The organism is Mycobacterium conspicuum (genome assembly GCF_010730195.1).
In the GTDB taxonomy this organism is placed as follows: domain Bacteria; phylum Actinomycetota; class Actinomycetes; order Mycobacteriales; family Mycobacteriaceae; genus Mycobacterium; species Mycobacterium conspicuum.
The window spans coordinates 4684418-4707028 of record NZ_AP022613.1 but is presented as its reverse complement, the minus strand read 5'-3'; the positions used below and the strand labels follow the sequence as shown (position 1 = coordinate 4707028).

The 22611-nt window shown below is 67.7% G+C and carries 20 protein-coding genes; 10 read left to right on the top strand and 10 right to left on the bottom strand.

The window, feature by feature from the left end; translation table 11 throughout:
• Positions 1–15: 15 nt before the first annotated feature.
• From G6N66_RS21460 to G6N66_RS21450, 3 genes are read right to left on the bottom strand one after another with little or no spacing between them, the layout of a single operon-like run.
• Positions 16–1317, bottom strand: coding sequence for an aminodeoxychorismate synthase component I (locus tag G6N66_RS21460; RefSeq protein ID WP_085233628.1), 1302 nt, complete (start codon positions 1315–1317; stop codon positions 16–18).
• 28 nt (positions 1318–1345) lie between these two features.
• On the bottom strand, positions 1346–2251 hold the full coding sequence (locus G6N66_RS21455; RefSeq protein ID WP_085233676.1) for an RNA polymerase sigma-70 factor: 906 nt from the start codon (positions 2249–2251) through the stop codon (positions 1346–1348).
• Positions 2251–3435: an NAD(P)/FAD-dependent oxidoreductase gene (locus G6N66_RS21450; protein ID WP_085233629.1), complete on the bottom strand. Its 1185-nt coding sequence runs from the start codon at positions 3433–3435 to the stop codon at positions 2251–2253. The genes G6N66_RS21455 and G6N66_RS21450 overlap by 1 nt, the downstream gene beginning before the upstream one ends.
• Before the next feature lie 337 nt (positions 3436–3772).
• Here G6N66_RS21450 and G6N66_RS21445 point away from each other — a divergent pair, with 337 nt between their 5' ends.
• Positions 3773–5641, top strand: a complete 1869-nt coding sequence (locus G6N66_RS21445; RefSeq protein ID WP_085233677.1) for a putative bifunctional diguanylate cyclase/phosphodiesterase — start codon at positions 3773–3775, stop codon at positions 5639–5641.
• 6 nt (positions 5642–5647) lie between these two features.
• On the top strand, positions 5648–7330 hold the full coding sequence (locus G6N66_RS21440; RefSeq protein ID WP_085233630.1) for a hypothetical protein: 1683 nt from the start codon (positions 5648–5650) through the stop codon (positions 7328–7330).
• Here the strand turns inward: G6N66_RS21440 and G6N66_RS30505 are convergent.
• Positions 7270–7821 carry a PPE domain-containing protein gene (locus G6N66_RS30505; RefSeq protein ID WP_372515814.1) on the bottom strand — a complete coding sequence of 184 codons (552 nt, stop codon included), beginning with the start codon at positions 7819–7821 and terminating at the stop codon, positions 7270–7272. The genes G6N66_RS21440 and G6N66_RS30505 overlap by 61 nt on opposite strands.
• A gap of 311 nt (positions 7822–8132) precedes the next feature.
• Between G6N66_RS30505 and G6N66_RS21430 the strand changes: the two genes are divergently transcribed.
• Together G6N66_RS21430 and G6N66_RS21425 are read left to right on the top strand one after the other, a co-directional pair.
• Entirely contained in the window at positions 8133–8810 is a 678-nt protein-coding gene (locus G6N66_RS21430; RefSeq protein WP_085233632.1) for a TetR/AcrR family transcriptional regulator, read from the top strand.
• Positions 8811–8916: 106 nt separating this feature from the next.
• The gene (locus G6N66_RS21425) at positions 8917–9621 is read left to right on the top strand and encodes a TetR/AcrR family transcriptional regulator (protein ID WP_085233633.1); all 705 of its coding nucleotides are present in this window, start codon (positions 8917–8919) and stop codon (positions 9619–9621) included.
• Positions 9622–9644: 23 nt separating this feature from the next.
• On the opposite strand, the gene G6N66_RS21420 is transcribed toward G6N66_RS21425, so the two are convergent.
• On the bottom strand, positions 9645–10007 hold the full coding sequence (locus tag G6N66_RS21420; protein ID WP_085233634.1) for a PAS domain S-box protein: 363 nt from the start codon (positions 10005–10007) through the stop codon (positions 9645–9647).
• Between the two features lie 130 nt (positions 10008–10137).
• The gene (metG, locus tag G6N66_RS21415; protein ID WP_085233635.1) at positions 10138–11694 is read right to left on the bottom strand and encodes a methionine--tRNA ligase; all 1557 of its coding nucleotides are present in this window, start codon (positions 11692–11694) and stop codon (positions 10138–10140) included.
• Between the two features lie 19 nt (positions 11695–11713).
• Between metG and G6N66_RS21410 the strand changes: the two genes are divergently transcribed.
• From G6N66_RS21410 to G6N66_RS21390, 5 genes are all read left to right on the top strand, one after another.
• The gene (locus G6N66_RS21410) at positions 11714–12559 is read left to right on the top strand and encodes a TatD family hydrolase (RefSeq protein WP_085233636.1); all 846 of its coding nucleotides are present in this window, start codon (positions 11714–11716) and stop codon (positions 12557–12559) included.
• A 191-nt stretch (positions 12560–12750) separates the two neighbouring features.
• Positions 12751–13878 (top strand): resuscitation-promoting factor, encoded by a 1128-nt coding sequence (locus G6N66_RS21405; protein ID WP_085233637.1) that lies wholly within the window; start codon positions 12751–12753, stop codon positions 13876–13878.
• Positions 13842–14789: a 16S rRNA (adenine(1518)-N(6)/adenine(1519)-N(6))-dimethyltransferase RsmA gene (rsmA, locus tag G6N66_RS21400; protein ID WP_085233638.1), complete on the top strand. Its 948-nt coding sequence runs from the start codon at positions 13842–13844 to the stop codon at positions 14787–14789. The genes G6N66_RS21405 and rsmA overlap by 37 nt, the downstream gene beginning before the upstream one ends.
• A 9-nt stretch (positions 14790–14798) precedes the next feature.
• On the top strand, positions 14799–15752 hold the full coding sequence (locus tag G6N66_RS21395; protein WP_179968299.1) for a 4-(cytidine 5'-diphospho)-2-C-methyl-D-erythritol kinase: 954 nt from the start codon (positions 14799–14801) through the stop codon (positions 15750–15752).
• Between the two features lie 290 nt (positions 15753–16042).
• Positions 16043–17677, top strand: coding sequence for a fatty acyl-AMP ligase (locus G6N66_RS21390; RefSeq protein ID WP_085233639.1), 1635 nt, complete (start codon positions 16043–16045; stop codon positions 17675–17677).
• On the opposite strand, the gene G6N66_RS21385 is transcribed toward G6N66_RS21390, so the two are convergent.
• Entirely contained in the window at positions 17670–18941 is a 1272-nt protein-coding gene (locus G6N66_RS21385) for an amidohydrolase family protein (protein WP_085233640.1), read from the bottom strand. The two genes, G6N66_RS21390 and G6N66_RS21385, sit on opposite strands and share 8 nt — an antisense overlap.
• A gap of 25 nt (positions 18942–18966) precedes the next feature.
• On the opposite strand from G6N66_RS21385, the gene G6N66_RS21380 reads away from it, so the two are divergent.
• The gene (locus tag G6N66_RS21380; protein WP_085233641.1) at positions 18967–19809 is read left to right on the top strand and encodes an AraC family transcriptional regulator; all 843 of its coding nucleotides are present in this window, start codon (positions 18967–18969) and stop codon (positions 19807–19809) included.
• On the opposite strand, the gene pth is transcribed toward G6N66_RS21380, so the two are convergent.
• The 3 genes from pth to G6N66_RS21365 all read right to left on the bottom strand — a co-directional run bounded on the left by pth (position 19774) and on the right by G6N66_RS21365 (position 22503).
• A complete protein-coding gene (pth, locus tag G6N66_RS21375; protein WP_085233642.1) occupies positions 19774–20349 on the bottom strand; it encodes an aminoacyl-tRNA hydrolase in 576 nt (191 codons plus the stop codon). The genes G6N66_RS21380 and pth overlap by 36 nt on opposite strands.
• 6 nt (positions 20350–20355) lie before the next feature.
• Complete coding sequence (locus G6N66_RS21370; RefSeq protein WP_085233643.1) at positions 20356–21030, bottom strand: 50S ribosomal protein L25/general stress protein Ctc; 675 nt, start codon at positions 21028–21030, stop codon at positions 20356–20358.
• Between the two features lie 240 nt (positions 21031–21270).
• The gene (locus G6N66_RS21365; RefSeq protein ID WP_085233644.1) at positions 21271–22503 is read right to left on the bottom strand and encodes a cytochrome P450; all 1233 of its coding nucleotides are present in this window, start codon (positions 22501–22503) and stop codon (positions 21271–21273) included.
• Between the last annotated feature and the right edge of the window lie 108 nt (positions 22504–22611).

The window sequence follows — 22611 nt, the reverse complement described above, 5'->3', positions numbered from 1 at the left end:
AGTTTGTTTCAAAGCCTAAGCAAATTGTGCCCTCGACACCGCCGTTTTCGGAAAATCCGACGCCGCCGCGGAGGGCAGGCCGACGATGGGCGCCGCCTTGTATAGGCATTCCTGCCATTCGGCGTCCGGATCGGAGTCGGCGGTGATCCCGCCCCCGACCCCCAGCACGGCGTTGCCGACCGTGTCGAACTCGACGGTCCGAATCGCGACATTAAACTCGCATCCGGCGATGGGGGACGCCAATCCGACTGTGCCGCAGTATATTCCGCGACGATGCTGCTCCCATTGCGAAAGCAGTTGGCGGGCACGGAGTTTGGGAGTCCCGGTGACCGACGCCGGCGGGAAGGCGACGTCCAGCAGCGTCGACGTGGGCAGCTCGGTGCGAACCTGCGCCGACACCGTCGAGACCAGGTGCCACACGCCCGGCGCGCGCCGCACGACCAACAGCTCCGGCACGGTGACTGTGCCGGTAATCGCCACCCGGCCAAGGTCATTGCGCACCAGATCGACGATCATGATGTTCTCCGCGACGTCTTTGGCCGACGCCCGCAGCGCCGACGGCCACGCGTCCAGCGGCAGGGTGCCTTTGATCGGGCTCGATGTCACCACGTCCCCGCGGCGGCGCAGGAAAAGCTCCGGGGACAGCGACGCCACCGCACCCCAATCGCCGGCGACATAGGCCGCGCGCGCCGGAGAGGTGCGCGCCACTCCGGCGATGAAGAAGTCCAGCGGGGCCCCGCTGACCGTGCCGGTGAACTGCGTGCACACGCACGCCTGGTAGATCTCGCCGGCGCGGATCGCCTCGAGACAGGTCAGCACGCCGTCGCGATGGGCCTCTCGGTCGGGGGGCTCCCAGTCGATCCAGCAGTCCCGCGCCGGGCCGGGGACCCGGGTCGGCGCCGCCAGCGCCGCGGCCAGCCAGTCCGGCATCGGCGCCCCCGACAGGCTCTCGTACCACCACTGCGCGTCGCGGTCGCGGCGCAGCACACAGTCGCTCCACCCGCCGGCGGCCTCGGGGATGCGGGCGGGCCGCCCGTCCGCCGCGGCATCCGGGTAGGACAGGTAGCCGAACCAGCCGCCGCCCACGGCTCCTTCGGGTCCGGCGGGCGCGCGGCGAACCGCTCCGCCAGCGACCGGAAACGCGTCGCTGGCCTGCACCGATTGCACGGCCACGCTGGGCGCGATCACCGCCAGCGCGTCGAACCACTCGCCGCTCAGGGCGGCCGGCGGCGGCAAACCGAGCCGGCTGGTGGCGTGACCGACCGCGCGCAGCACGCCGGGCGCGCCGCCAAGATCGCCGAGTCGGTCGATTCGCATCGCCCTAGCTTGACAGAACCTTCGCCCGCTAGTCGCGGCTGATCTCCCGCGTCACCGCCAGCGTGGTGAGCTTTTCCGGGTTGCGCATCACGTAGAAGTTGGTGATCTTGTCGTCGACGATCTCCAGCGTGATCACCCCCTCGAGGTTCTCGCCCAGGTAGAGCAGCACCGCCGGGGCGCTGTTACAGGTGACCATCTCCACCCGCAGGCCCGCGCCGGCCCTGCGCATCAGCCCGGCGATGGCCCGCGCCACCTTGTCGGCGCCCACCACCGGGCGGCGCGCGGCGCTGACCACCCCGCCGCTGTCGGCCGTCCAGGTGGCGTCCGGGGCCAGCATGGTCATCAGCGCGTCCACGTCACCGCTGGCCGCGGTGGCGAGGAACTGGGCGGTGATCTCGGCGTTGCGTTGCGGGTCGATCACGTCGAAACGCTTCCTTCGCGCCCGCACGTGTTCGCGTGCGCGGTGGGCGATCTGGCGTACCGTCGCCGCCGGTTTGCCCACCGCCTCGGCAATCTCGCCGTGGTCGAAACCGAACACCTCGCGCAGCACGAACACCGCGCGTTCGTCCGGGCTCAGCGTTTCCAGCAGAACCAGCATCGCCATCGAAACCGATTCCGCCAGAACCACATCGGCCGACGGGTCCTGGTCGTCGAGCAGCAGCGGCTCGGGCAGCCACGGCCCCACGTAGTCCTCGCGGCGACGGGCGTCGGCCCGCAACGAGTTGAGCGCCTGGCGGGTGACCAGCCGGGCCAGGTATGACTTGGTGTCGCGCACGTCCGCCAGGTCGACGTCCGCCCAGCGCAGGTAGCTGTCCTGCAGCACGTCGTCGGCCTCGGTCGCCGACCCTAAAATCTCGTAGGCGATGGTGAACAGCAACGGGCGCAACAGCGTGAACCGTTCGGCGTGCTCACCGGCCGACGACGCGGGAGCCATCATCCAAGCGCCACCTTTTGCGTGGCCACCAACTGCGCGGAGCGCTTGCCGCCCTTGAGCCAGTAGTACGAACCGGGCTTGGCGGCCTCGCGCCGGATGGCCCACAGCGTGCCCTTGCAGATCGCTTCCTTGATCCGCGCGGCGCTGCCGCCGCCCACCACGATGTTCACCGGGGTGTCATCGGTGCGCGCCAGCTGGATGGTTCCGAGCTCGCGGCCCAGGCTGATGCATTGCCCCACGAACGCCTGGCTGATCGTCGCCGGCGTCTTCCCGTCGAGGCGGCTGAGCACGGTGTTGGCGGCCTGGGCCCCCAACGGGCCGGCGGCCTGGCAGCTCATCCGCAACGGGTGGCCCGACGGCGCCGCGGCGTCACCGGCGGCGACGATGCGTTCGTCGTCGACGCTGGTCAGGGTCTCATCCGTGAGCAGCCGGCCCAGTGCATCGGTGCGCAGCCCGCTGCGGCTGGCCAGATCCGGCACCCCGAAACCCGCCGTCCACACCGTGGCCGCGCTGGGCAGCACGGCGCCGTCGCTGAGCACCACCTCGTCCCAGCGCACCTCGCTGACCGCGACGGATTCCAGCACGGCCACCCCGAGCCTGCGCAGCGTCTTGCCGACGGAACGCCGGCCGCGGGCGCTCAACGACGGGCCCAGGACACCGCCGCACACCAGCGTCACCGGACGTCCGGTCTGCGCCAGCTCGGAAGCCGTTTCGATGCCGGTCAGTCCGCCGCCCACCACCGCGACGGGAGCGTCCGAAGGCAGGTCGGCCAGCGTGTGACGCAGCCGCTGCGCGCTTTCCAGATCGGCTACGGAGTAAGCGAATTCGGCCGCGCCGCGCACCGCGGGCAGCCCGCCGCTGCTACCGACGGCGTAGATGAGGTAGTCATAGTCGAGCGCGGCGCCCGACGTCAGCAGCACCCGACGGTCCGCGGTGTCGATGGCCTCGGCGCCGTCGACGACCAGCCGGATGCCGTCACCGAGCAGCGTGCCGTAATCCACGGTGACGGTGCCGACGGCGTGGGTGTCGGCAACCAGCTGGTGCAGCCGGATGCGCTCGACGAACACCGGCCGCGGGTTCACCAGGGTGATGTTCAGGTCGGGACGGCTGCGCAAGTGGTTGGCGGCCAGCGTTCCGGCGTATCCGCCGCCGACGACGACGACGCGAGTCTTTTGCTCTGTCATGGGTGTCTCCTCTTTCTGGGCGTGTGCCCTCAAGACACCGCAGCACCGCTGGGTGTGACAGCGTGTGAGCTGTCTCACTGTTCCTCGGGCTGATGGTCTCATGAACCGGTTTTTCGAGGGCCCGCCGAGGACGATCCATACACGCTGAGCTGGGGTTGTGCGTGTTACGCTGTGCCCCACTTAGCTTTGACCGAAAGTCCGTGACCTGCCCCGGGCCGGCAAGACGCACCAGGAAATGTGCAACGCAGGGCATTGGGGAGACGCAGCGTTAAAGACGACCGCCCCCTGAATGGGCCAGGCGCCCAGATGGGACATGTTCGCCCCACCGGAGGACACCTTGCCACGCAGCCTGGACCTGGTGGTCACGTCAGTCGCCACGCGCCTGATGGTCGCCACGGCATCCACCGCGACGCGGGTGAGTGAAGAGGTCCTTGCACAGCTCGTCGAACAGTTCGATGTGGACGCCAGTTTCCTGCGCCACCACGACCACGACGTGCGGGCCTCGGTGTTGGTTGCCGAGTGGCCCCCGCGAACCGACGTACCCGACCCCGACCCGCTGGCCGTCGTCCACTTCACCAGCGCCGACCCGGTGCTCGCGCAGTGCGAACACGGCAGGAAGCCGGTGGTGATACGGCCGGATCACAATCGCCATGCCCTCGCGCGCTGGCTTGGTCGCCCCAACACGCCCACCTCGCCCTCGGTGGTCGCCGCGCCGCTGGTGTCGGGCGAGATCACCACCGGGGTGCTTGGCTTCGTCAAGTTTGGCGCCCGCAAATGGAAGCAAGACGAGATCAACACACTCGAGGCCGTCGCCGCCCTGTTCGCGCAGCTTCAGGCGCGAATCGCGGCCGAGGAGAAGCTGCGCTATCTCGCCGAGCACGACGATTTGACCGGACTGTACAACCGTCGGGCCTTGGTCGCCCACCTGTCCGAGCGGCTCGCCGTCGGCAGCAGCGGACCCGTTGCCGTCCTCTACCTCGACCTGGATCGCCTCAAGCCGATCAACGACTACCTCGGCCACACCGCGGGCGACTGGTTCATCAGGGTGTTCGCGCAACGCATTCGGGTGTGTGCGGGAAGCCAGAGCATGATCGCACGGCTCGGCGGTGATGAGTTCGTCATCATTCCGGACCAGCCGATGACGACGGCGGCGGCGGAGTCGTTCGCTCGACGCCTCGGGACGATGCTGCGCGAGCGGCTGGCGATCGGCGGCCACATGATCACCCGCACCGTCAGCATCGGCGTCGCCGTGGGAATGCCGGGGCGGGACAACAGCACCGATCTGCTTCGTCGTGCGGACGAGGCCGTGTTGACCGCCAAGCGCGGGGGCGGCAATCAGGTCGCGCTGTCCACCGACGACATGTCCCTGAAAAGCGCATTCCGCAACGACATTGAGCTACATCTGCAGGGCGACATCGACAGCGAGGCGTTGCTGCTGCACTACCTGCCAGAGGTGGACCTGTGGACCGGTGCCATCGTGGCGGCCGAAGCGCTGGTGCGCTGGCGGCACCCGATCTGGGGGCTGCTGCTCCCGGATTCCTTCATCGGGGTGGCCGAATCCACAAACCTCGCAGGGGAATTGGGCCGATGGGTGATGCGCAGCGCCTGCGCCGAATTCAGTCGATGGCGCGCCAACGGGGTGGGACAGAGCGCCGTGCTGCGCATCAATGTGTCGCCCATTCAACTGATCACCCGCGGCTTCGTCCGCAGCGTCGCCGACACCATCGACGAGTTCGGCATCGACGGCGGATCGCTATGCCTGGAGATCACCGAGCGTGCGGTGGTGCACGACATCGAAGCCACCCACAAGACCCTCTGTGAGCTCAAGGAGGAGGTCGGGGTCCAGATCGCGATCGACGATTTCGGCACCGGCTATGCGGTCCTGTCGCATCTGAAGTCCCTTCCCGTCGACATGCTCAAGATCGACACCGGATTCGTGCGCGACCTGGGCACCAACGCCGGTGACCTGGCCATCGTTCGCGCCATCATCGGGCTCGCCGAGGCGTTCGGCCTGCAGCTGGTCGCCGAGGGCGTCGAAACCCCTGCTGCCGCACTGACTTTGATGCAACACGGGTGTCACCGTGCGCAGGGTTTCCTGCTGTCGCGTCCCGTGCCGGGCAACGCCATGGAGGCGTTACTGGCGGCGCGCTGGATGCCGATGCCGTTTCTCGCCGACCGCGAGGCGTTGTCACTGGGCGCCATCTGACATCCGATGGTTCCGATGCTGAAAAAAGTTGCGCTGGTTGTTGTCGCGTGCGCGATGCTGGTCGTGAACGGATGCAGCGCTAAGAGCAACCCGGGCCCGCTGAACGCGATGGTCAGTCCGGCCATCCCGCCCTCCGTGCAGGAAATACCCAACCCGCTGCGCGGCCAGTACGAAGATCTCTTGGAACCGCTTTTCCCGCAAGCGAATAGCGCGCAGCAGCGGTATCCGGCATGGCCCGCGTCGAGCGACGCCAGCTTGCGGGTGACCTGGCGGCAACTGCAGCCGGTCGATCCGCGCACGCTGCCCCCCGATGCCCCCGACGATCGCAAGTACGACTTCAGCGCGATCGACGACACGCTGAACAAGCTGGCCGTGCGTAACATGCGGCTGACGCTGCGCGTGTTGAGCTACAACTCCTGCTGCAACAGCTCGTATCAGGACAACACGAACATCGAGATTCCGGACTGGGTGCGCGCGACCCCGGGCGCCAGCACCACCTACCCGCCCAAAGGTCCCACGCCCGGGGTGACGCAGGTGGTACCGAACTGGAACGACCCCACGTACTTGAGCCGCTTCGCCGACCTGCTCGCCGCGCTGGGTCGCCGCTATGACGGCGACGAGCGGCTTAGCGTGTTCGAGTTCTCCGGCTACGGGGATGCCAGCGGAAATGACATCGCCTACCTGCGTGACGCGCTGGGTGCGCCGGGCGCCGCTCCCGACGAAAGCGTAAGGGCGCTGGGATATTACAGCCAGTTCCGGGATCAGAGCATCACCAAGTCGTCCATTCAGCAGCTGGTCGCGGCGCACGTCAACGCGTTTCCCCATACCCGCCTGGTGGTCAACCCGGACAACTCGGAGATCACGCGCGAACTGCTCGCCGACGACGTGACCAAGAAGCTGGTGGCGCCGGTGGGCATCCGCGCCGACTGCCTCGGTGTGCAGGCGCCGCTGCCGGCGTGGGCCGAGTCCAGCGGGTCTCAGCTGGTGCAGACCAACGATCCGGTCGTCTCCGCGATCAAGCAGCGACTGGCCTCGGCGCTGGTGATCACGGAGTGGTGCGGGCTGCCGAGCGGCACCGACCCGCGGACGTATTACGAGAAGGGCCTGCACGACGTCATCCGGTATCAGGTATCGATGACCTCGAGTATCAACTTCCCGGACCGCGATTCGACCTCGGCGATGGACCCGAAGTTGTATCTGCTGTGGGCCCAGGCGAACGCGTCGGCCGGCTATCGGTATTCGGTCGAAGGCCGGCCGGGATCGCAATCCATCCAAGACAAGGTGGCGAGCATCGTCGTCGTGTGGACCAACTACGGCGCGGCGGCCGCCACCGAGAATTGGGTGTCCGGCTACCGGTTGGTGGATTTCGCCGGCACGGTGGTGCGGACGCTGCCCGCGACGGTCAACCTCAAGACGCTGGTCCATGACGAATCCGGTTCCAGCGCACGCGAAGAACCCGTCCCGGAGTCGACGTCGGAGACGGTTCACATCGACCTGACGGGTCTGGCCGCCGGGCACTACACGCTGCGGGCCGCCGTGGACTGGCAACAACACAAGCCCGGTGCGGCGCACGTGGTCAACTATCCGCCCATGCAGCTGGCGCGCGACGGCCGCGACGGCTCGGGTGGTTATCCGATTGCGACACTTGACATACCGCGCGGCCAGCAGATGCCTGCCAGCGGGCAGTAATCAGCGCCCCATTCGTACCTGCGTGGGCCGGCTCGGTGTCGCCGGCTGCACGATGAGGCGCCTACCAATTCGCTAAGTAGCCATACCTGTAGTACGAAACTGATTGGGCGCATCGTCGGCCCGTGACCTGCGGACGGCGCTTGTGCTACCACGGTCGGGCTCGGCCCGGTGGCGGGGCCGGGAGCGCGGACCGTCCCGGGGCGATTCCCAACAGCCCACCCGGCGGGTTGGGCGGCGACGTCCGCGACGGGGCGCCCACGGCGCCGGTCTGGGGCGGCATGGGCCGGCGGGGCGGCGCTGGCCTGCGCGCTCGCCTCATCTGGCCGGCGTGCCGGGCCGGCCGTGCACGATACATACGGAGCGACCGCCGACGGCACGGAAACCGACCGCGGGCCCAACCAGTGGCCCGTGGTCAACCCCGAAACCACCGATTGGTATGAACCCGCCGGCTGGCGAGTTGTTCGGCGGCCAGCCCACCAATGACAAACCAAAAACCCATCAGCAAGCAGTTATTAATACTTTCTAAACGAATTAAGCGAATAAAACCGACCTTTAGTGTTGCCCAATGTAATATTGCGGCGGTTCGCGTCGAAACCGCGCGGGCCCGCGACGGGCTGCTAACCTCAGATGCGGCCGCAAACACTTACTGTGACGTACGGCACACCGGTGGGATGCTCGCTCTCGCCGAAGCGTGCCGCCTGTTCGAGGAAGGCCTGGTGACCGTGGAGGCGATGGATCCGGACCGCGGTGCAGGCCCAGACACGATCGCAAGTCCGACCCAGAAACTGAGTCCGCTGCTCCGATGACAGTTCACACGCCCGACGGACGGGCCGACACCACGCGGCGACACATTCTGCGGGCCGCCTCACACCAGTTCGCTCGACGGGCTTACCACGACGTCGGCCTCGATGACATCCTCGCCGAGGCCGAACTGACAAAGGGCGCAATGTATTTCCACTTCCGGTCGAAGCATGCGCTGGCGGTGGCGATCATCGAACGGCAATCGGCCTCGGGGATTGTCGCGGTGGAAGAGTTGCTGGCCCGCAAGCTCTCCGGCCTGGAGACGCTGATCGACTTCACCTACTTGATCGCCGTCGAGGACACCAAACGGGACGGGGTCAGGGCCGGCTTGAACCTGCTCGAATCGGTTGGCTGGTCGGAGGGGCTGCAGGAGCGGTTGCTGGGCGAATGGATTCAAGCCCTGGCCGGGGTGGCCGAGAGTGCCATCGCCGAGGGTGACATAGATCCGGAGTGCGATCCGCAGGATGTGGGGCGGCTGATCGTCTCGATGCAGATGGGGCTGCGACAGACCAGCAACCTCGACGACCCGGAGCGATTCCTGCTCGACCTCGAGAAGAGCTGGGCGCTGTTGCTGCGCGCCATTTTGCAGCCGGACCGACTGGAATACTTCCGTCAGTTCGTCAGGAGGCGTGCCTCGCTTGCCGTTCGCGCGGGCGTGGCCGGCACTGATTCCGTTTGACTGAAATCCGCGGCCCGTTATTCGTCGCGGGGACTGTACCGGCTGTTACGCTTAGCGCTCTGGCCGAAAGGTATGAGACGCCGAGATCGTCGGAGGTAAGCGAACGATGGCGCGCCAGGTTCGGTCTGAAGTAACGCGGCGAAAGATCATTGATGCCGCCATCGACGTGTTCGGCGAGGTTGGTTACGCGGCCGCCGGGTGGGGCACCATCATCGAGCGGACGGGGATGACCAAGGGCGCCCTGTACCACCACTTCGATTCGAAGGATTCGCTGGCGTCGGCCATCATCGAAGAAGGCTCGGAGACACTCGTCGCGGCGTTTCGCAACGTGTGCGGGTCGTCTTCGCCGGCCCTGGAGAACATGATCCACGGCACCTTCGCCGTCGCCACCGTGCTCAACTCGGAGAAAACGGTCCGCGCGGCTGAGCAATTGACCGCCGCGCTGAGCGGATTCAACAAAGCCGCCGCGGATTTCTGCGCGAGCCTGGTGGAACTGATGACCGCCGAAGCCCGGCGCGCGGCGGCCGAGGGCGACCTGCGCGAGGACATCGATCCCGCGGTGGTGAGCGAGGCCGTGATCGGCGCCATGTTCGGAACACGATTGTTGTCCACCGCGATCGCCGCCAAGGGCCTGATGGGGGACTCGGGAGAGAAGGGCCAGCAGGAACTCATCCTGCGAACCGGTCGCATGTGGGAGCTTCTGCTCGGCGGCATCGCCGCGGAGGCCTCGCTCCCGTATTTCCGCCAATTCCTTGCTCGTGAATCGCTGCGCCGGGCGCAGAGTCCCCTGGTGGTACCTAAAGCCGACTGACCGGCGACCCAAAGCCAACCGGGCTAGCGCTCCTCTTCCCAGAGCTGTTCGGTCAGATCCTGGAAGGCCGCCAGGGCAAATTGGTCGTCCGCCCGCAGCACCGCCGACCTGCTCATCAGCGCGCGCACCACCGAGCCGTCCTTATGGGTCAACCGGACGACCATGTTGGCCAGCGCGTGGACGACCGAGAGGAGCGATTCCGAGGCGGGGGCGTCATGGAAGAGTTCGTGAAACCGCAGGGTCAGGACCTCGTCCGGCTCGAAGCCCACCATCTGGGCGAATGCGGTGTTGGTGAACAAGATGCTGCCGTCACGTCCGATCGCGAGGACGGGCACGGGAATGCGCTCCAGCACCACCAGGGCCGGTAACTGCTTCAATGTGGTCATCGGCGATTGGCTGTGTTCCCGGTTTCGTCGTCGCTCCACGAGCCGATTATGGCTCATCTCACAGGGTGCCCCGGACGCTTTTTGGGATGGAGGTCCGCATGACCGCTGGTCGCGGGCACTGGATCCGCGCTCACTTCTGTTGAGTCGCGGGTGGCTGGTAGCGGGGAAACACGCCGGTGGGTGCGGGCAGCGCGGTGCCCGGAACCAACCGCGCGCCGATGGCTGCGAACGCCCGCCGGTCTTCGGCCTGGCCCAGCAAATCCAGCAGCTTGCCGGCCGACTCGGGCATGACGGGCTGCACCAGCAGCGCCGCGATGCGGACGACCTCACAGGTGATGTACAGCACGGTGCGAAACCGCACCTGGTCCGACTCGGCTTCGCTCTTATGCAGGACCCACGGCTGCTCGGCCGAGAAGTACCGGTTGGCATCGCCGAGCATCAACCAGATCGCCTCCAGCGCCAGGTGCATCGCCTGCGCGTCGAAACTGTCGCGCACCCGCGCCAACAAGCCGTCCGCGGTCGCGAGCAGCTCGGCGTCGGCGGTGCTGAACTCGCCGGGTTCGGGTACCGTCCCGCCCAAGTTCTTGGCCACCATCGACAGCGACCGTTGGGCGAGGTTGCCGAGCTCGTTGGCCAGGTCGGCGTTGATCCGCGTGATGATGGCGTCCTCGCTGTAGCTGCCATCCTGGCCGAACGGCACCTCGCGGAGCAGGAAGTAACGCAACTGATCGACGCCGAACGTGTCGATCAGGGTGACCGGCTCGACGACGTTGCCGACCGACTTGCTCATCTTCTCACCGCGGTTGAGCAGGAAGCCGTGCGCGAAAACCCTTCGCGGCAACTCGATTCCGGCCGACATCAGAAACGCGGGCCAGTACACGGCGTGGAACCGGATGATGTCCTTGCCGATCATGTGCAGATCCGCGGGCCAGTAGCGGCGGAACAACTCCGACTCGGTGTCGGGGTAGCCGACCCCGGTCAGATAGTTCGTCAGCGCATCGACCCAGACGTACATGACGTGATCGGGATGCTCGGGAACCTGCACGCCCCAGTCGAACGAGGTGCGCGAGATGGACAGGTCGCGCAGGCCGCCCGAGACGAAGCTGACGACCTCGTTGCGCCGCACCTCGGGAGCGATGAAATCCGGGTTGGCCTCGTAGTGGGCGAGCAGCTTGTCGGCATACGCCGACAGCCGGAAGAAGTAGGTCTGCTCCTCGGTCCAGGTCACCGGGGTGCCCGTCTCGACGGCGATCCGGGTCCCGTCCACCATCGCGGTCTCGGATTCGACGAAAAACCGCTCGTCGCGCACCGAGTACCAGCCGGAGTAGGAGTCGAGGTAAATATCGCCGGCGTCGGACATCCGCCGCCAGATGTCCTTGGACGCCTCGTGATGGTCGGCGTCGGTGGTCCGGATGAACCGGTCGAAGGAGATGTTCAGCTTCTCCTGCAGCCGCTGAAACACATCCGAATTGCGCCGAGCCAGCTCGGCGGTCGGGATGCCTTCGGCTGCCGCCGTCTCGACCATCTTGAGGCCGTGTTCGTCGGTGCCCGTCAGGAAGCGGACGTCGAAGCCGTCGAGCCGCTTGAACCGGGCGATCGCGTCGGTGGCGATGTACTCGTAGGCGTGCCCGACGTGCGGGTCCCCATTCGGGTACGTGATCGCGGTGGTGACGTAGTAGGGCTTCATCGAGAGACCACTTTATTGTGTGCGCGTGAGCTCCAACCGACGAGAAGCCCCGCCCGCGCCGGAGCCGCTGGCGCCCTTGATCGACGCCCACACCCACCTCGATGCGTGCGGTGCCAGGGACGCCGACGACGTCGCCGCGATCCTCGATCGCGCCGAGGCGGTCGGTGTGGGCGCGGCGGTCACCATCGCCGACGATCTGAACTCGGCGCGCTGGGTCACCCGCGCCGCCGAATGGGATCGGCGGGTGTACGCGGCCGTGGCGTTGCATCCGACCCGCGCGGGCGCGCTCACAGCCCCCGCCCGCGCGGAGATCGAGGAACTGGCGGCCCATCCGAGGGTGGTGGCCGTCGGCGAGACCGGCATGGACCTGTACTGGCCCGGCCGCCTCGACGGCTGCGCCGAGCCCGACGTGCAGCGCGAGGCGTTCGCCTGGCACATCGACCTGGCCAAGCGGGTCGGCAAGCCGTTGATGATCCACAACCGCGAGGCCGACGCCGAGGTGCTCGACGTGCTGCGCGCCGAGGGAGCGCCCGACACGGTGATTTTTCACTGCTTTTCCTCCGACAGCGCGATGGCCCGCCGTTGCATCGACGCCGGGTGGTTTCTCAGCCTGTCCGGGACGGCCAGCTTCCGTAACGCGCACGCCTTGCGCGAGGCCGTTCCGCTGATACCAATCGAGCAGCTTCTGGTGGAAACTGACGCACCTTTTTTGACCCCGCATCCCTATCGCGGCATGGCGAACGAGCCGTACTGCCTGCCCTACACCGTGCGGGCCGTCGCTGAATTGCTGGTAGTCTCGCCCGAGGAATTGGCCCGGAGCACCACGAGCAATGCTCGCCAGGTGTACGGATTAGGACCGGGCTAAATCCGGCGCTGTGTGATTTTCTCGACACCCGCCGCGGCAGAGTTGCCGTATGTTGACCGGTTCGTTACCGTCTTGTGATCGAACGGTTGGGCCGCATGGCCCTTAGCAAGTCTTTGTCAATTTGATTTGTCGTTTGAGCTGAATAGGTCGTTGAAGTTGAAGTTGCTTACTGAGTGCCGGGTTGTCGCGCCGTGAATGTTCTGACAAAGCTTCAGCAAGACCCGTCGCCCGCGTTGCGGCTTGTCGTCGCGGGGCTGCTCGTGGTTCTGGCGTTCGCCGGTGGTTATGCGATATCGGTGTCCAAGACGGTCAATTTGAATGTCGATGGCACCGCGCTGCGGGTCAAGACGATGAAGTCGCGGGTGATCGACGTCGTCAAGGAGAACGGGTTCGCCGTCACCGAGCGGGACGACCTGTATCCGGCCGGTGACGTGGCGGTGCACGACGGCGAGAGCGTGGTGCTGCGCCGCAGCCGCCCCTTGCAGATCTCGCTGGACGGTCAGGGCGCCAAGCAGGTGTGGACCACCGCTTCCACCGTGGACGAGGCGTTGGCCCAGCTCGCGATGACCGATACCGCGCCCGCGGCCGCCAATCGCGGCAGCCGCGTTCCGCTGGCCGGGATGGCGCTGCCGGTGGTGAGCGCCAAGACGGTGCAGATCAACGACGGCGGCGCGGTGCGTACGGTGCACCTGGCGGCGCCCAACGTCGCGGGCCTGCTCAACGCCGCCGGGGCTCCGCTGCTCGACGGCGACCAGGCCGTGCCCGGCGCGGCAGCACCGATCGTCGACGGGATGCAGGTCCAGGTGACCCGGAACCGCATCGAGCGGGTCACCCAGCGGATGCCGCTGCCCCCGACCAACCGCCGCATCGAGGACCCGGACATGAACATGAGCCGGCACATCGTCGAGGACCCGGGCACCCCGGGCGAGCAGGACGTGACGTTCGCGGTGGCCAAGGTCAACGGTGTCGAAACGGGTCGGTTGCCCGTCGCCAACACCGTCATCACACCGGCCCGCGACGCGGTGGTTCGGGTGGGCACCAAACCGGGCACCGAGGTGCCCGACGTGGGCAACGGCGCGATCTGGGACGCCGTCGCGAGCTGCGAGTCCGGCGGAAACTGGGCGATCAACACCGGCAACGGGTTCTACGGCGGCGTGCAGTTCGACTTCGGCACCTGGCTGGCCAACGGCGGAGGGCGCTATGCGCCCCGGGCCGACCTCGCGACCCGCGAAGAGCAGATCGCGATTGCCGAGGTGACACGCGCGCGCCAGGGGTGGGGTGCGTGGCCGGTGTGCAGCGGGCGAGCTGGTGCCCGCTGACCATTCGGCTGCTCGGGCGCACCGAGATCAGACGACTGGCCAAAGAACTCGACTTGCGGCCCCGCAAATCGCTGGGGCAGAACTTCGTCCACGACGCCAACACCGTGCGACGCGTGGTCTCGATCTCCGGGGTCGGCCGGTCTGACGCCGTAGTTGAGGTGGGGCCCGGCCTGGGGTCGCTGACCCTGGCGTTGCTGGACCGCGGCGCCGCCGTCACCGCCGTGGAAATCGACCCGGTGCTGGCCGATCGGCTGCCGCAGACCGTCGCGGAGCACTCGCACCGCGAGATCCACCGGCTGACGGTGCTCAATCGCGACGTGTTGTCGCTGCGCCGCGCCGACCTGGAAACGGCGCCCACGGCGTTGGTCGCCAACCTGCCGTACAACGTCGCGGTCCCGGCGCTGCTGCACGTGCTGGCCGAATTTCCGTCGATCCAGACCTTGACGGTGATGGTGCAGGCCGAGGTCGCCGAACGGCTTGCCGCCGAGCCGGGCGGCAAGGAGTACGGCGTGCCCAGCGTCAAGGTGCGCTTCTTCGGCCGGGTGCGCCGCTGCGGCATGGTGCCGCCGACCGTCTTCTGGCCGATCCCACGCGTGTATTCCGGGCTGGTGCGCATCGATCGCTACGCGACGTCGCCCTGGCCCGTCGAGCCCACCGACGAAACCTTCCGTAAGCAGGTGTTCGAACTGGTGGACATCGCATTCGCCCAGCGGCGCAAGACATCTCGCAACGCGTTCGCCGAGTGGGCGGGCTCGGGCAATGAGTCGGCGAACCGGTTGCTGGCCGCCAGCATCGATCCCGCGCGTCGCGGCGAGACGCTGAGCATCGACGACTTTGTCCGGTTGTTGCGTCGTTCCGGTGCTCGCGACGCCGGCCAGGGCGCGGCGCCGGAGCCCGCTCCGGCGAGCTAATCTGCTGCGGTGTCTGATGGCAACACCGCCGAGTTATGGGTGCCCACCGGGTCGGTCACCGTGCGGGTGCCCGGAAAGGTCAACCTGTACCTGGCCGTCGGCGACCGCCGCGAGGACGGCTATCACGAGCTGACAACCGTGTTTCAGGCCGTCTCCCTGCTCGACGAGGTCACGGTGCGCAATGCCGACGTGCTGTCGCTCGAAGTGGTCGGCGAGGGGGCCGACGAGTTGCCCACCGACGAACGCAACCTCGCCTGGCAGGCGGCCGAGCGGCTGGCCGAACACGTGGGTCGGGCACCCGATGTTTCGATCATGATCGACAAATCCATTCCGGTGGCGGGCGGAATGGCGGGCGGCAGCGCCGACGCGGCCGCGGTACTGGTTGCGATGAACTCGCTGTGGGAGCTGTCCTTGCCGCGCCGCGATCTGCGCATGCTCGCCGCGAAACTGGGCAGCGATGTGCCGTTCGCCTTGCACGGTGGCACCGCGCTGGGCACCGGTCGCGGCGAGGAACTGGCTACGGTGTTGTCCCGCAACGTTTTTCACTGGGTGCTGGCGTTCGCCCACGGCGGCCTGGCCACGCCGAAGGTGTTCGCCGAGCTGGACCGGCTCCGCAAGGTCGGGGATCCGCCGCGGCTCGACGAGCCCGGGCCGGTGCTGGCGGCACTGGCCGCGGGCGACCCGGAGCAGCTGGCGCCGCTGCTGGGTAATGAGATGCAAGCGGCCGCGGTCAGCCTGGACCCGGCGTTGCGGCGCGCCCTGCGCGCCGGGGGTGAGGCGGGGGCCTTGGCCGGCATCGTGTCGGGCTCGGGCCCGACGTGCGCCTTCCTGTGCGCCTCGGAGGCCTCGGCCACCGACGTCTGCGCGCAGCTGTCGGGGGCGGGCGTGTGCCGCACCGTGCGGGTGGTCACCGGCCCGGTGCCCGGTGCCCGCGTGGTGCCCGCGCCCATGACGGAGGCCTGAGGGCCTTGGGCGACCAAAGTGACATGTCCCTCAAACTCGGCGTGAGAGTTTGGACAGTTACTTAAGAGGAGCTTAAGATGTTCGGCGGTGACGAGTACCTGTGAGCAAGGCCATGCGATATCACCGTCCACCGGGCGCCCCGGTGGACGGCCGCTTCGTCGGTCATGTAGGCGTTACCGAGACCTAATTGCAGCTCAACTGTGCTCGCGCGCCTGCTGCGAAGTCAGGCCCGGCGGGCGGAACATGAAATCCCGGGCTCTTGGGGTAAGCGCCGCAACCGAGGAGGTTTTGTGAGCAGGTTTACCGAGAAGATGTTCCATAATGCCCGGATCGCGACGACGGGCATGGTCACTGGTGAACCCCACGAACCCGTCCGCCACACCTGGGGCGAGGTGCACGAGCGCGCCCGGCGCATCGCCGGTGGCCTGGCCGCCGCGGGCATCGGCCTCGGCGACGCCATCGGCGTCCTGGCCGGTTTCCCGGTGGAGATCGCCCCGACGGCCCAGGGGCTGTGGATGCGCGGCGCCAGCCTGACCATGCTGCACCAGCCCACCCCGCGCACCGACCTGGTCGTGTGGGCCGAGGACACCATGAACGTCATCGGCATGATCGAGGCCAAGGCGGTGATCGTCTCCGAGCCCTTCCTGGTGGCCATCCCGGTCCTGCAGGAGAAGGGCATCACCGTCCTGACCGTTGCCGACCTGCTGGCGTCGGAGCCGATCGACCCCATCGAGGTCGGCGAGGACGACCTGGCGCTGATGCAGCTGACGTCCGGGTCCACCGGCTCGCCCAAGGCCGTCCAGATCACCCACCGCAACATCTACTCCAACGCCGAGGCGATGTTCATCGGCGCCCAGTACGACATTCACAAGGACGTCATGGTCAGCTGGCTGCCCTGCTTCCACGACATGGGCATGGTCGGCTTCCTGACGATCCCGATGTACTTCGGCGCCGAGCTGGTCAAGGTCACGCCGATGGACTTCCTGCGTGACACCCTGCTGTGGGCCAAGCTCATCGACAAATACCAGGGCACCATGACCGCGGCGCCCAACTTCGCCTACGCGCTGCTGGCCAAGCGGTTACGCCGCAACGCCAAGCCCGGCGACTTCGACCTGTCCACGCTGCGTTTCGCGCTGTCCGGCGCCGAGCCCGTCGAACCCGCCGACGTGGAGGATCTGCTGGACGCGGGCCGGCCGTTCGGCTTGCGGTCCTCGGCGATCCTGCCGGCCTACGGCATGGCCGAGACCACGCTGGCCGTGTCGTTCTCGGAATGCAACGCGGGGCTGGTCGTCGACGAGGTCGACGCCGACCTGCTGGCCGCCCTGCGCCGGGCAGTGCCCGCCACCAAGGGCAACACCCGCCGGCTGGCCACGCTGGGGCCCCTGCTCAAGGACCTCGAGGCGCGCGTCATCGACGAGCAGGGCAACGTGATGCCCCCGCGCGGCGTCGGGGTCATCGAGCTGCGCGGCGAGTCGCTGACGCCCGGCTACCTCACCATGGGCGGCTTCATCCCGGCCCAGGACGAGCACGGCTGGTATGACACCGGCGACCTCGGCTACCTCACCGACGAGGGTCACGTGGTGGTGTGCGGCCGCGTCAAGGACGTGATCATCATGGCCGGCCGCAACATCTACCCGACCGACATCGAGCGGGCGGCGGGCCGCGTCGACGGCGTCCGCCCGGGTTGCGCGGTGGCGGTGCGCCTCGACGCCGGACATTCGCGCGAGACCTTCGCCGTCGCCGTCGAGTCCAACGCGTTCGAGGACCCCGCCGCGGTGCGGCGCATCGAGCACCAGGTGGCCCACGAGGTGCTCAAGGAGGTCGACGTGCGGCCCCGCAACGTCGTGGTGCTCGGGCCGGGCACCATCCCGAAGACGCCGTCGGGCAAGCTGCGCCGGGCGAACTCGGTGACGTTGGTTACGTAGTTTTCAGGCCTGCCAGCTGCTTTTGCTCGTAGAGCCGCGCCCACTCCTTGCGCGGGCGGATCGACACGTCGACGTCGGATCCCTTGGCGCGCAACGCTTTAACCGTGGCCTGCTCGCGGGGTGTGCGGGCGAACGGGTCCCAGCTGAAGAAGTTGCAGGCGTTCTGCCAGGTGATCTTGTTGATGTCGGTGTCGTCGGCGCCGGCGGCGGTCAGTTCGGCGAGCACCTGCTCGGGGGCATCGGGCCAGAAGCAGTCGGAGTGCGGGTAGTCGCACTCCCAGGCGATGATGTCGATGCCGATCTCGTGGCGCAGCTTCAGTGACGTCTTGTCGGTGACGTAGCAGGCCAGGGAGTGCTCGCGGAACACCTCGGACGGCAGTTGAGAGCCGAAGTCGCGGCGCAGCCACTTCTGGTTGGTGTAGTGCCGGTCGCTGCGATCCAGGTAGAACGGGATCCAACCGATGCCGCCCTCGGAGAACGCGAACCTCAGGTCGGGGTAGTTGCGCATCGCCGGGCCCCACAGCAGATCCTGCGCACACATCGCCGACACCTGGGTGGCCAGGATGATCATGTTGTCGATCGGCGCGTTGGGCGCCATGCTGATCGCCCCGAAACCGGTGCCGATGTGCAGACACATCACCACGTTGCACTCGGACAGCGTGCGAAACACCGGGCCCCAGTACTCCTCGTCGTGATAGCTCGGAAGCCCTTCCAGGTGCGGCAGTTCCGGCATGGTGACCGCCCGGCAGCCCTTGGCCGCGACCCGGCGGATCTCGGCGCACATGCCGTCGGGAGTCCACGTCGGCAGAATGGCGATCGGGATGAACCGGTCGGGATAGGACCCCGCCCACTCGTCGATGTGCCAGTCGTTGTACGCCGACACCATCACCAGGGTGACGTCTTCGCGCGTCATGTTGAGGTGCCGGGCGGAGAAACCGGTGAAGGTCGGGAAGCACATCGACGCCAGGATGCCGTTGCGGTTCATGTCGCGGACGCGTTCGTGGATGTCGTAGACGCCGGGGCGCATCTCGGCGAAGCCGGCGGGGTCGCGGCCCCACTCCTCGGCGGGCCACGACACCACGGCATTCAACCCGCTCACGCCCTGCGGCCTGCCCTGATACATCCACTGGTCGACACCCTTGTCGTCGGTGACGACGATCGGCGCCTCGTCCTTGTACTTGGCCGGCACGTGGCGCAGAAACATGTCGGGCGGCTCCACGACGTGGTCGTCGATGCTCACCAGGATCAGGTCGTCGGTGTTCATGGCTCCACTTGTACCCTGGACTCTCGTGACCGTCTCCGCATCTACGGCCAGAGTTTTATCCGGATCGGCCAGCCTTGTCGAGTTGCGCCGCGGTGGCCGCGCCCGCGCCGGCAGCTACCTCTACGAGGGCGACCGGCTGGTTACCGGGTGGCACTCGCACGATCTGCATCAGATCCAGTACGCGATCGGCGGGGTTGTCGAGGTCGAGACCGCGGCCGCGCACTATCTGCTGCCGCCGCAGCAGGCGGCCTGGATTCCCGTCGGGCTGGAACATCAGGCCACCATGACCCCCGACGTCCGCAGTGTGGCGGTGATGTTCGATCCCGAGCTGCTTCCGCCGGTCGACAACCGGGCGCGGATCCTGGCCGTCTCGCCGCTGATCCGCCAGATGATGATCTACGCGCTGCGCTGGTCGATCGACCGGGCCGACAGCGACCCGGTCTCCGACGGCTTCTTCCAGACCCTCGGCCATCTGGTCTTCGAGGCGCTCGATCATGAAGCGCCGCTGAGCCTTCCGACGTCGACCAATCCGATTGTGGCCGCCGCGATGAGCTACACCAAGGCGCACCTGGACTCGGTGACGGTCACCGACGTCAGCCGCTTCGTCGCCGTGTCCGAGCGCACGCTGCGTCGCCAATTCGACGAGTCGATCGGCATGCCTTGGCGCACATACCTTTTGCACGCGCGGATGCTGCGCGCGATGGCTCGGCTCGCGGCGCCGGGTCAGTCGGTGCAGCAGACCGCCACGGCGGTGGGCTTCGACAGCCTGAGCGCGTTCACCCGCGCGTTCACCGCATTTTGTGGTGAGACGCCGTCGACATATCGGCGACGGTTACCAAGCGTGGACGACGTTCTGGGCGGGCTCTAGCCCCGTTTGGATGAGCAACTCGGTGGCGTCGGCGGCCTGTTCGCAGATGGTGGGGATTTCGGCGCGCTCGGCGGCGGCGAAGTTCTCCAGCACGAAGGCCGCCGGGTCCTTTCGCCCGGGTGGACGGCCGATCCCGATGCGGACCCGCTGAAAGTCCTTGGTACCCAACGCCGCAGCCACCGAACGCAGCCCGTTGTGACCGCCTTCGCCGCCGCCGAGCTTGAGCCGGATGCGACCGAACTCGAGATCGAGGTCGTCGTGAATGGCGATGACGTCCGCCGGGTCCACCGAGTAGAACTTGGCCAGCGGCCCCACCTGCCGGCCGGACTCGTTCATGTAGCAGCGGGGCTTGGCCACCACCACCGCGTGTCCGGCTAGCCGACCGGTGACGACTTCGGCCCCGGAGCGCTTGTGCGCCTTGAACTTTGACCCCAGTCGTGCGGCGAGCAGGTCGGCAACCATGAACCCGACGTTGTGCCGGGTGCGGGCGTAGTTTTCGCCGGGGTTGCCCAGGCCGACCACCAACAGCGGATCGGCCATGTCGTGTTACTCGGACTCGTCCGAGGCGGCCTCGGCCTGAGCCTCCGAGCCGCCCTCTGCTTCCGCGGCAGCTTCGGCTTCGGGAGCCTCGGCGGCTTGGCCGGCACCCTCTTCCTCGAGCTCGGCGGCCGTCGGCGCGTTCACCACGTTGACCACCAGCATGTCGGGGTCGGAGATCAGGTTGACGCCCGGCGGCAGGGTGATCTGCCCGGCGGTGAACTGGGTGCCGGGCTCGGCGCCGTCGATGTTGACGGTCAGCTGCTCGGGAATCGACAGCGCCTCGGCCTCGATCTCGATGGCGTCGGCCTCGCGGGAGACCAGGGTGTCGGGTCCGGCCTCGCCCTCGATGACGACGTTGACCTCGACCACCACCTTCTCGCCGCGGCGCACGACCACGAGGTCGGCGTGCACGATGTTGCGGCGGACCGGGTGGATGTCGAGCGATTTGGTCAGCGCCAGCTGTTCCTTGCCGGCGATGTCCAGGGTGAGCACCGCGTTGGTGCCCGAGTGGCGCAGCACCGCGGCGTAGTCGTGTCCGGGCAGTTCCAGGTGCTGCGGGTCTGCGCCGTGGCCGTAGAGGACGGCGGGGATCTTGCCCTCGCGGCGGGCGCGGCGGGACGCGCCCTTGCCGGTCTGGGCACGGACCGAGACGGTCAGCTGGTTGACTGCGGATTTAGCCATGATGTCGCTCCTGTGTGGTTTCCAGCACGGCCAGGATCGCGACAAGCTTGCCGGTCTCCGTCGATAACGGTGTGCTGGTGTTGGCCAGCCACCCTCGCCGTGACGCCTAGCCAGGGTAGCGGATGTGCACCTCAGAGCGGAAATCCAGGCTCCGCGGCGCGCATCGAGACTGCGTCCAGCGTCACATTCGCCGCATTTGGGCGCGTTGAGCGCAGTCTCGGTGCGCCCTGCAGGTCCTGGTCAGTGTCCGGGGTCGAACTCCAGGGGCACGCTGAGCGGTCCGGTGATTCCGGCCATGCCCTTCCATGGGCTGGGCCCGGTCTGGCGGGGCTTGGGCATGCGGGCGGTGATCACCCGCAGCGCCTCGGTCAGCTCCAGCCGCGCCAGATGCGCACCCAGGCAGTAGTGCACGCCGCCACCGAAATTAAGGATGGCCGGCGGATCTTGTCGGGTGATGTCGAGACGCTCCGGGTCGTCGTAGACGGCGGGGTCGCGGTTGGCCGACGCGGTGTTGGCGGCCACCAGCGTGCCGGCCGGGATGCGGACCCCGGCCAGTTCGACGTCCTCGGCGGCACGTCGCAGCGTGCCGAAAATGATTGGGCGGTAACGCATTAACTCATGGACCGCATCGGGCGCCAATTCGGGCTTAAGGGCAACCAAGTCCCATTGGTCCGGGTGGGCGCACAACACTTGGACCGCGGCGGCGAGCTGGTTGCGGGTGGTGTCGGTGCCGGCGCCGAGCAGGGTGGCGGTGAGCATGAGCAGTTCGTCATGGGTCAGCCGGTCGCCGGCTTCTTCGCAGCGGATGAGGTCGGAGATCAGGTCGTCGGTCAGCGACGCGCGCCTGCGGTCGATCAGCTCCTCGAGGTAGGCGTCGAGCTGGTCCCACGCGGCCAGGATCGCCGCGCCGTCCTCGGCGATGTTCAACTCGAAGAGCTTCTTGATGTCGTCCACCCACTCGGAGATCTGCTGCCAGTCCCGCGGCGGCGCGCCCAGCAGCGCGCAGATGACGGGCGTGGGGTATTGACGGGCGATGTCGGTGACCACGTCGCAGCGTCCCGTCGCGGCGACCGCGTCGACCAGCCCATTGACGATGTCGGCGGCAAGCGTGCGCATCCGCTCGGCGCCCCGCCGCGCGAACGCCTTGGACACCAGGCGGCGCAGCCGGTGATGCGCCGCGCCGTCCAGGCTCAGGATGTTGCTGACCGCCCGATCCCACAGCGGACCCGAGGTGACGCCCTGCACGTCGAGCCCGAGCCCGTCGGCGGTGACGAAGCGGTCGTCGCGCAGCACGGTGCGGACCAGCTCGTAGGTCAACACCTCGGGTCCGTAGGGGCCGATGGCGATCGGGGACTGTGCCCGGGTGTCGGCGATGACGCGCAGCGCCTCGTCGGGATCGGTGAGGTGGTCGTAGCGGAAGGTGGGCAGACCGGCGTCGAAGACGCTCGGGGCGAGAACGGTGTTGATTGTCATGCAGTCAAAGATCCGGGTCGAAGGCCGGCAGACCATCCGCCGCAGCGCGTAGATCTACGCGGCGGGTCGCGTAAATCCGCGCGCCGCAGTCGGGTGGATCTGCGCGGT

Excerpts from the sequence above, each read along its gene's own strand:
- G6N66_RS21440 (WP_085233630.1), top strand. The coding sequence starts at position 5,648 with ATGGTTCCGATGCTGAAAAAAGTTGCGCTGGTTGTTGTCGCGTGCGCG.
- G6N66_RS21455 (WP_085233676.1), bottom strand. The coding sequence starts at position 2,251 with ATGGCTCCCGCGTCGTCGGCCGGTGAGCACGCCGAACGGTTCACGCTG.
- G6N66_RS21420 (WP_085233634.1), bottom strand. The coding sequence starts at position 10,007 with ATGACCACATTGAAGCAGTTACCGGCCCTGGTGGTGCTGGAGCGCATT.
- G6N66_RS21365 (WP_085233644.1), bottom strand. The coding sequence starts at position 22,503 with ATGACAATCAACACCGTTCTCGCCCCGAGCGTCTTCGACGCCGGTCTG.
- G6N66_RS21385 (WP_085233640.1), bottom strand. The coding sequence starts at position 18,941 with ATGAACACCGACGACCTGATCCTGGTGAGCATCGACGACCACGTCGTG.
- G6N66_RS21430 (WP_085233632.1), top strand. The coding sequence starts at position 8,133 with ATGACAGTTCACACGCCCGACGGACGGGCCGACACCACGCGGCGACAC.
- metG (WP_085233635.1), bottom strand. The coding sequence starts at position 11,694 with ATGAAGCCCTACTACGTCACCACCGCGATCACGTACCCGAATGGGGAC.
- G6N66_RS21450 (WP_085233629.1), bottom strand. The coding sequence starts at position 3,435 with ATGACAGAGCAAAAGACTCGCGTCGTCGTCGTCGGCGGCGGATACGCC.
- G6N66_RS21460 (WP_085233628.1), bottom strand. The coding sequence starts at position 1,317 with ATGCGAATCGACCGACTCGGCGATCTTGGCGGCGCGCCCGGCGTGCTG.
- G6N66_RS21425 (WP_085233633.1), top strand. The coding sequence starts at position 8,917 with ATGGCGCGCCAGGTTCGGTCTGAAGTAACGCGGCGAAAGATCATTGAT.
- G6N66_RS21370 (WP_085233643.1), bottom strand. The coding sequence starts at position 21,030 with ATGGCTAAATCCGCAGTCAACCAGCTGACCGTCTCGGTCCGTGCCCAG.
- pth (WP_085233642.1), bottom strand. The coding sequence starts at position 20,349 with ATGGCCGATCCGCTGTTGGTGGTCGGCCTGGGCAACCCCGGCGAAAAC.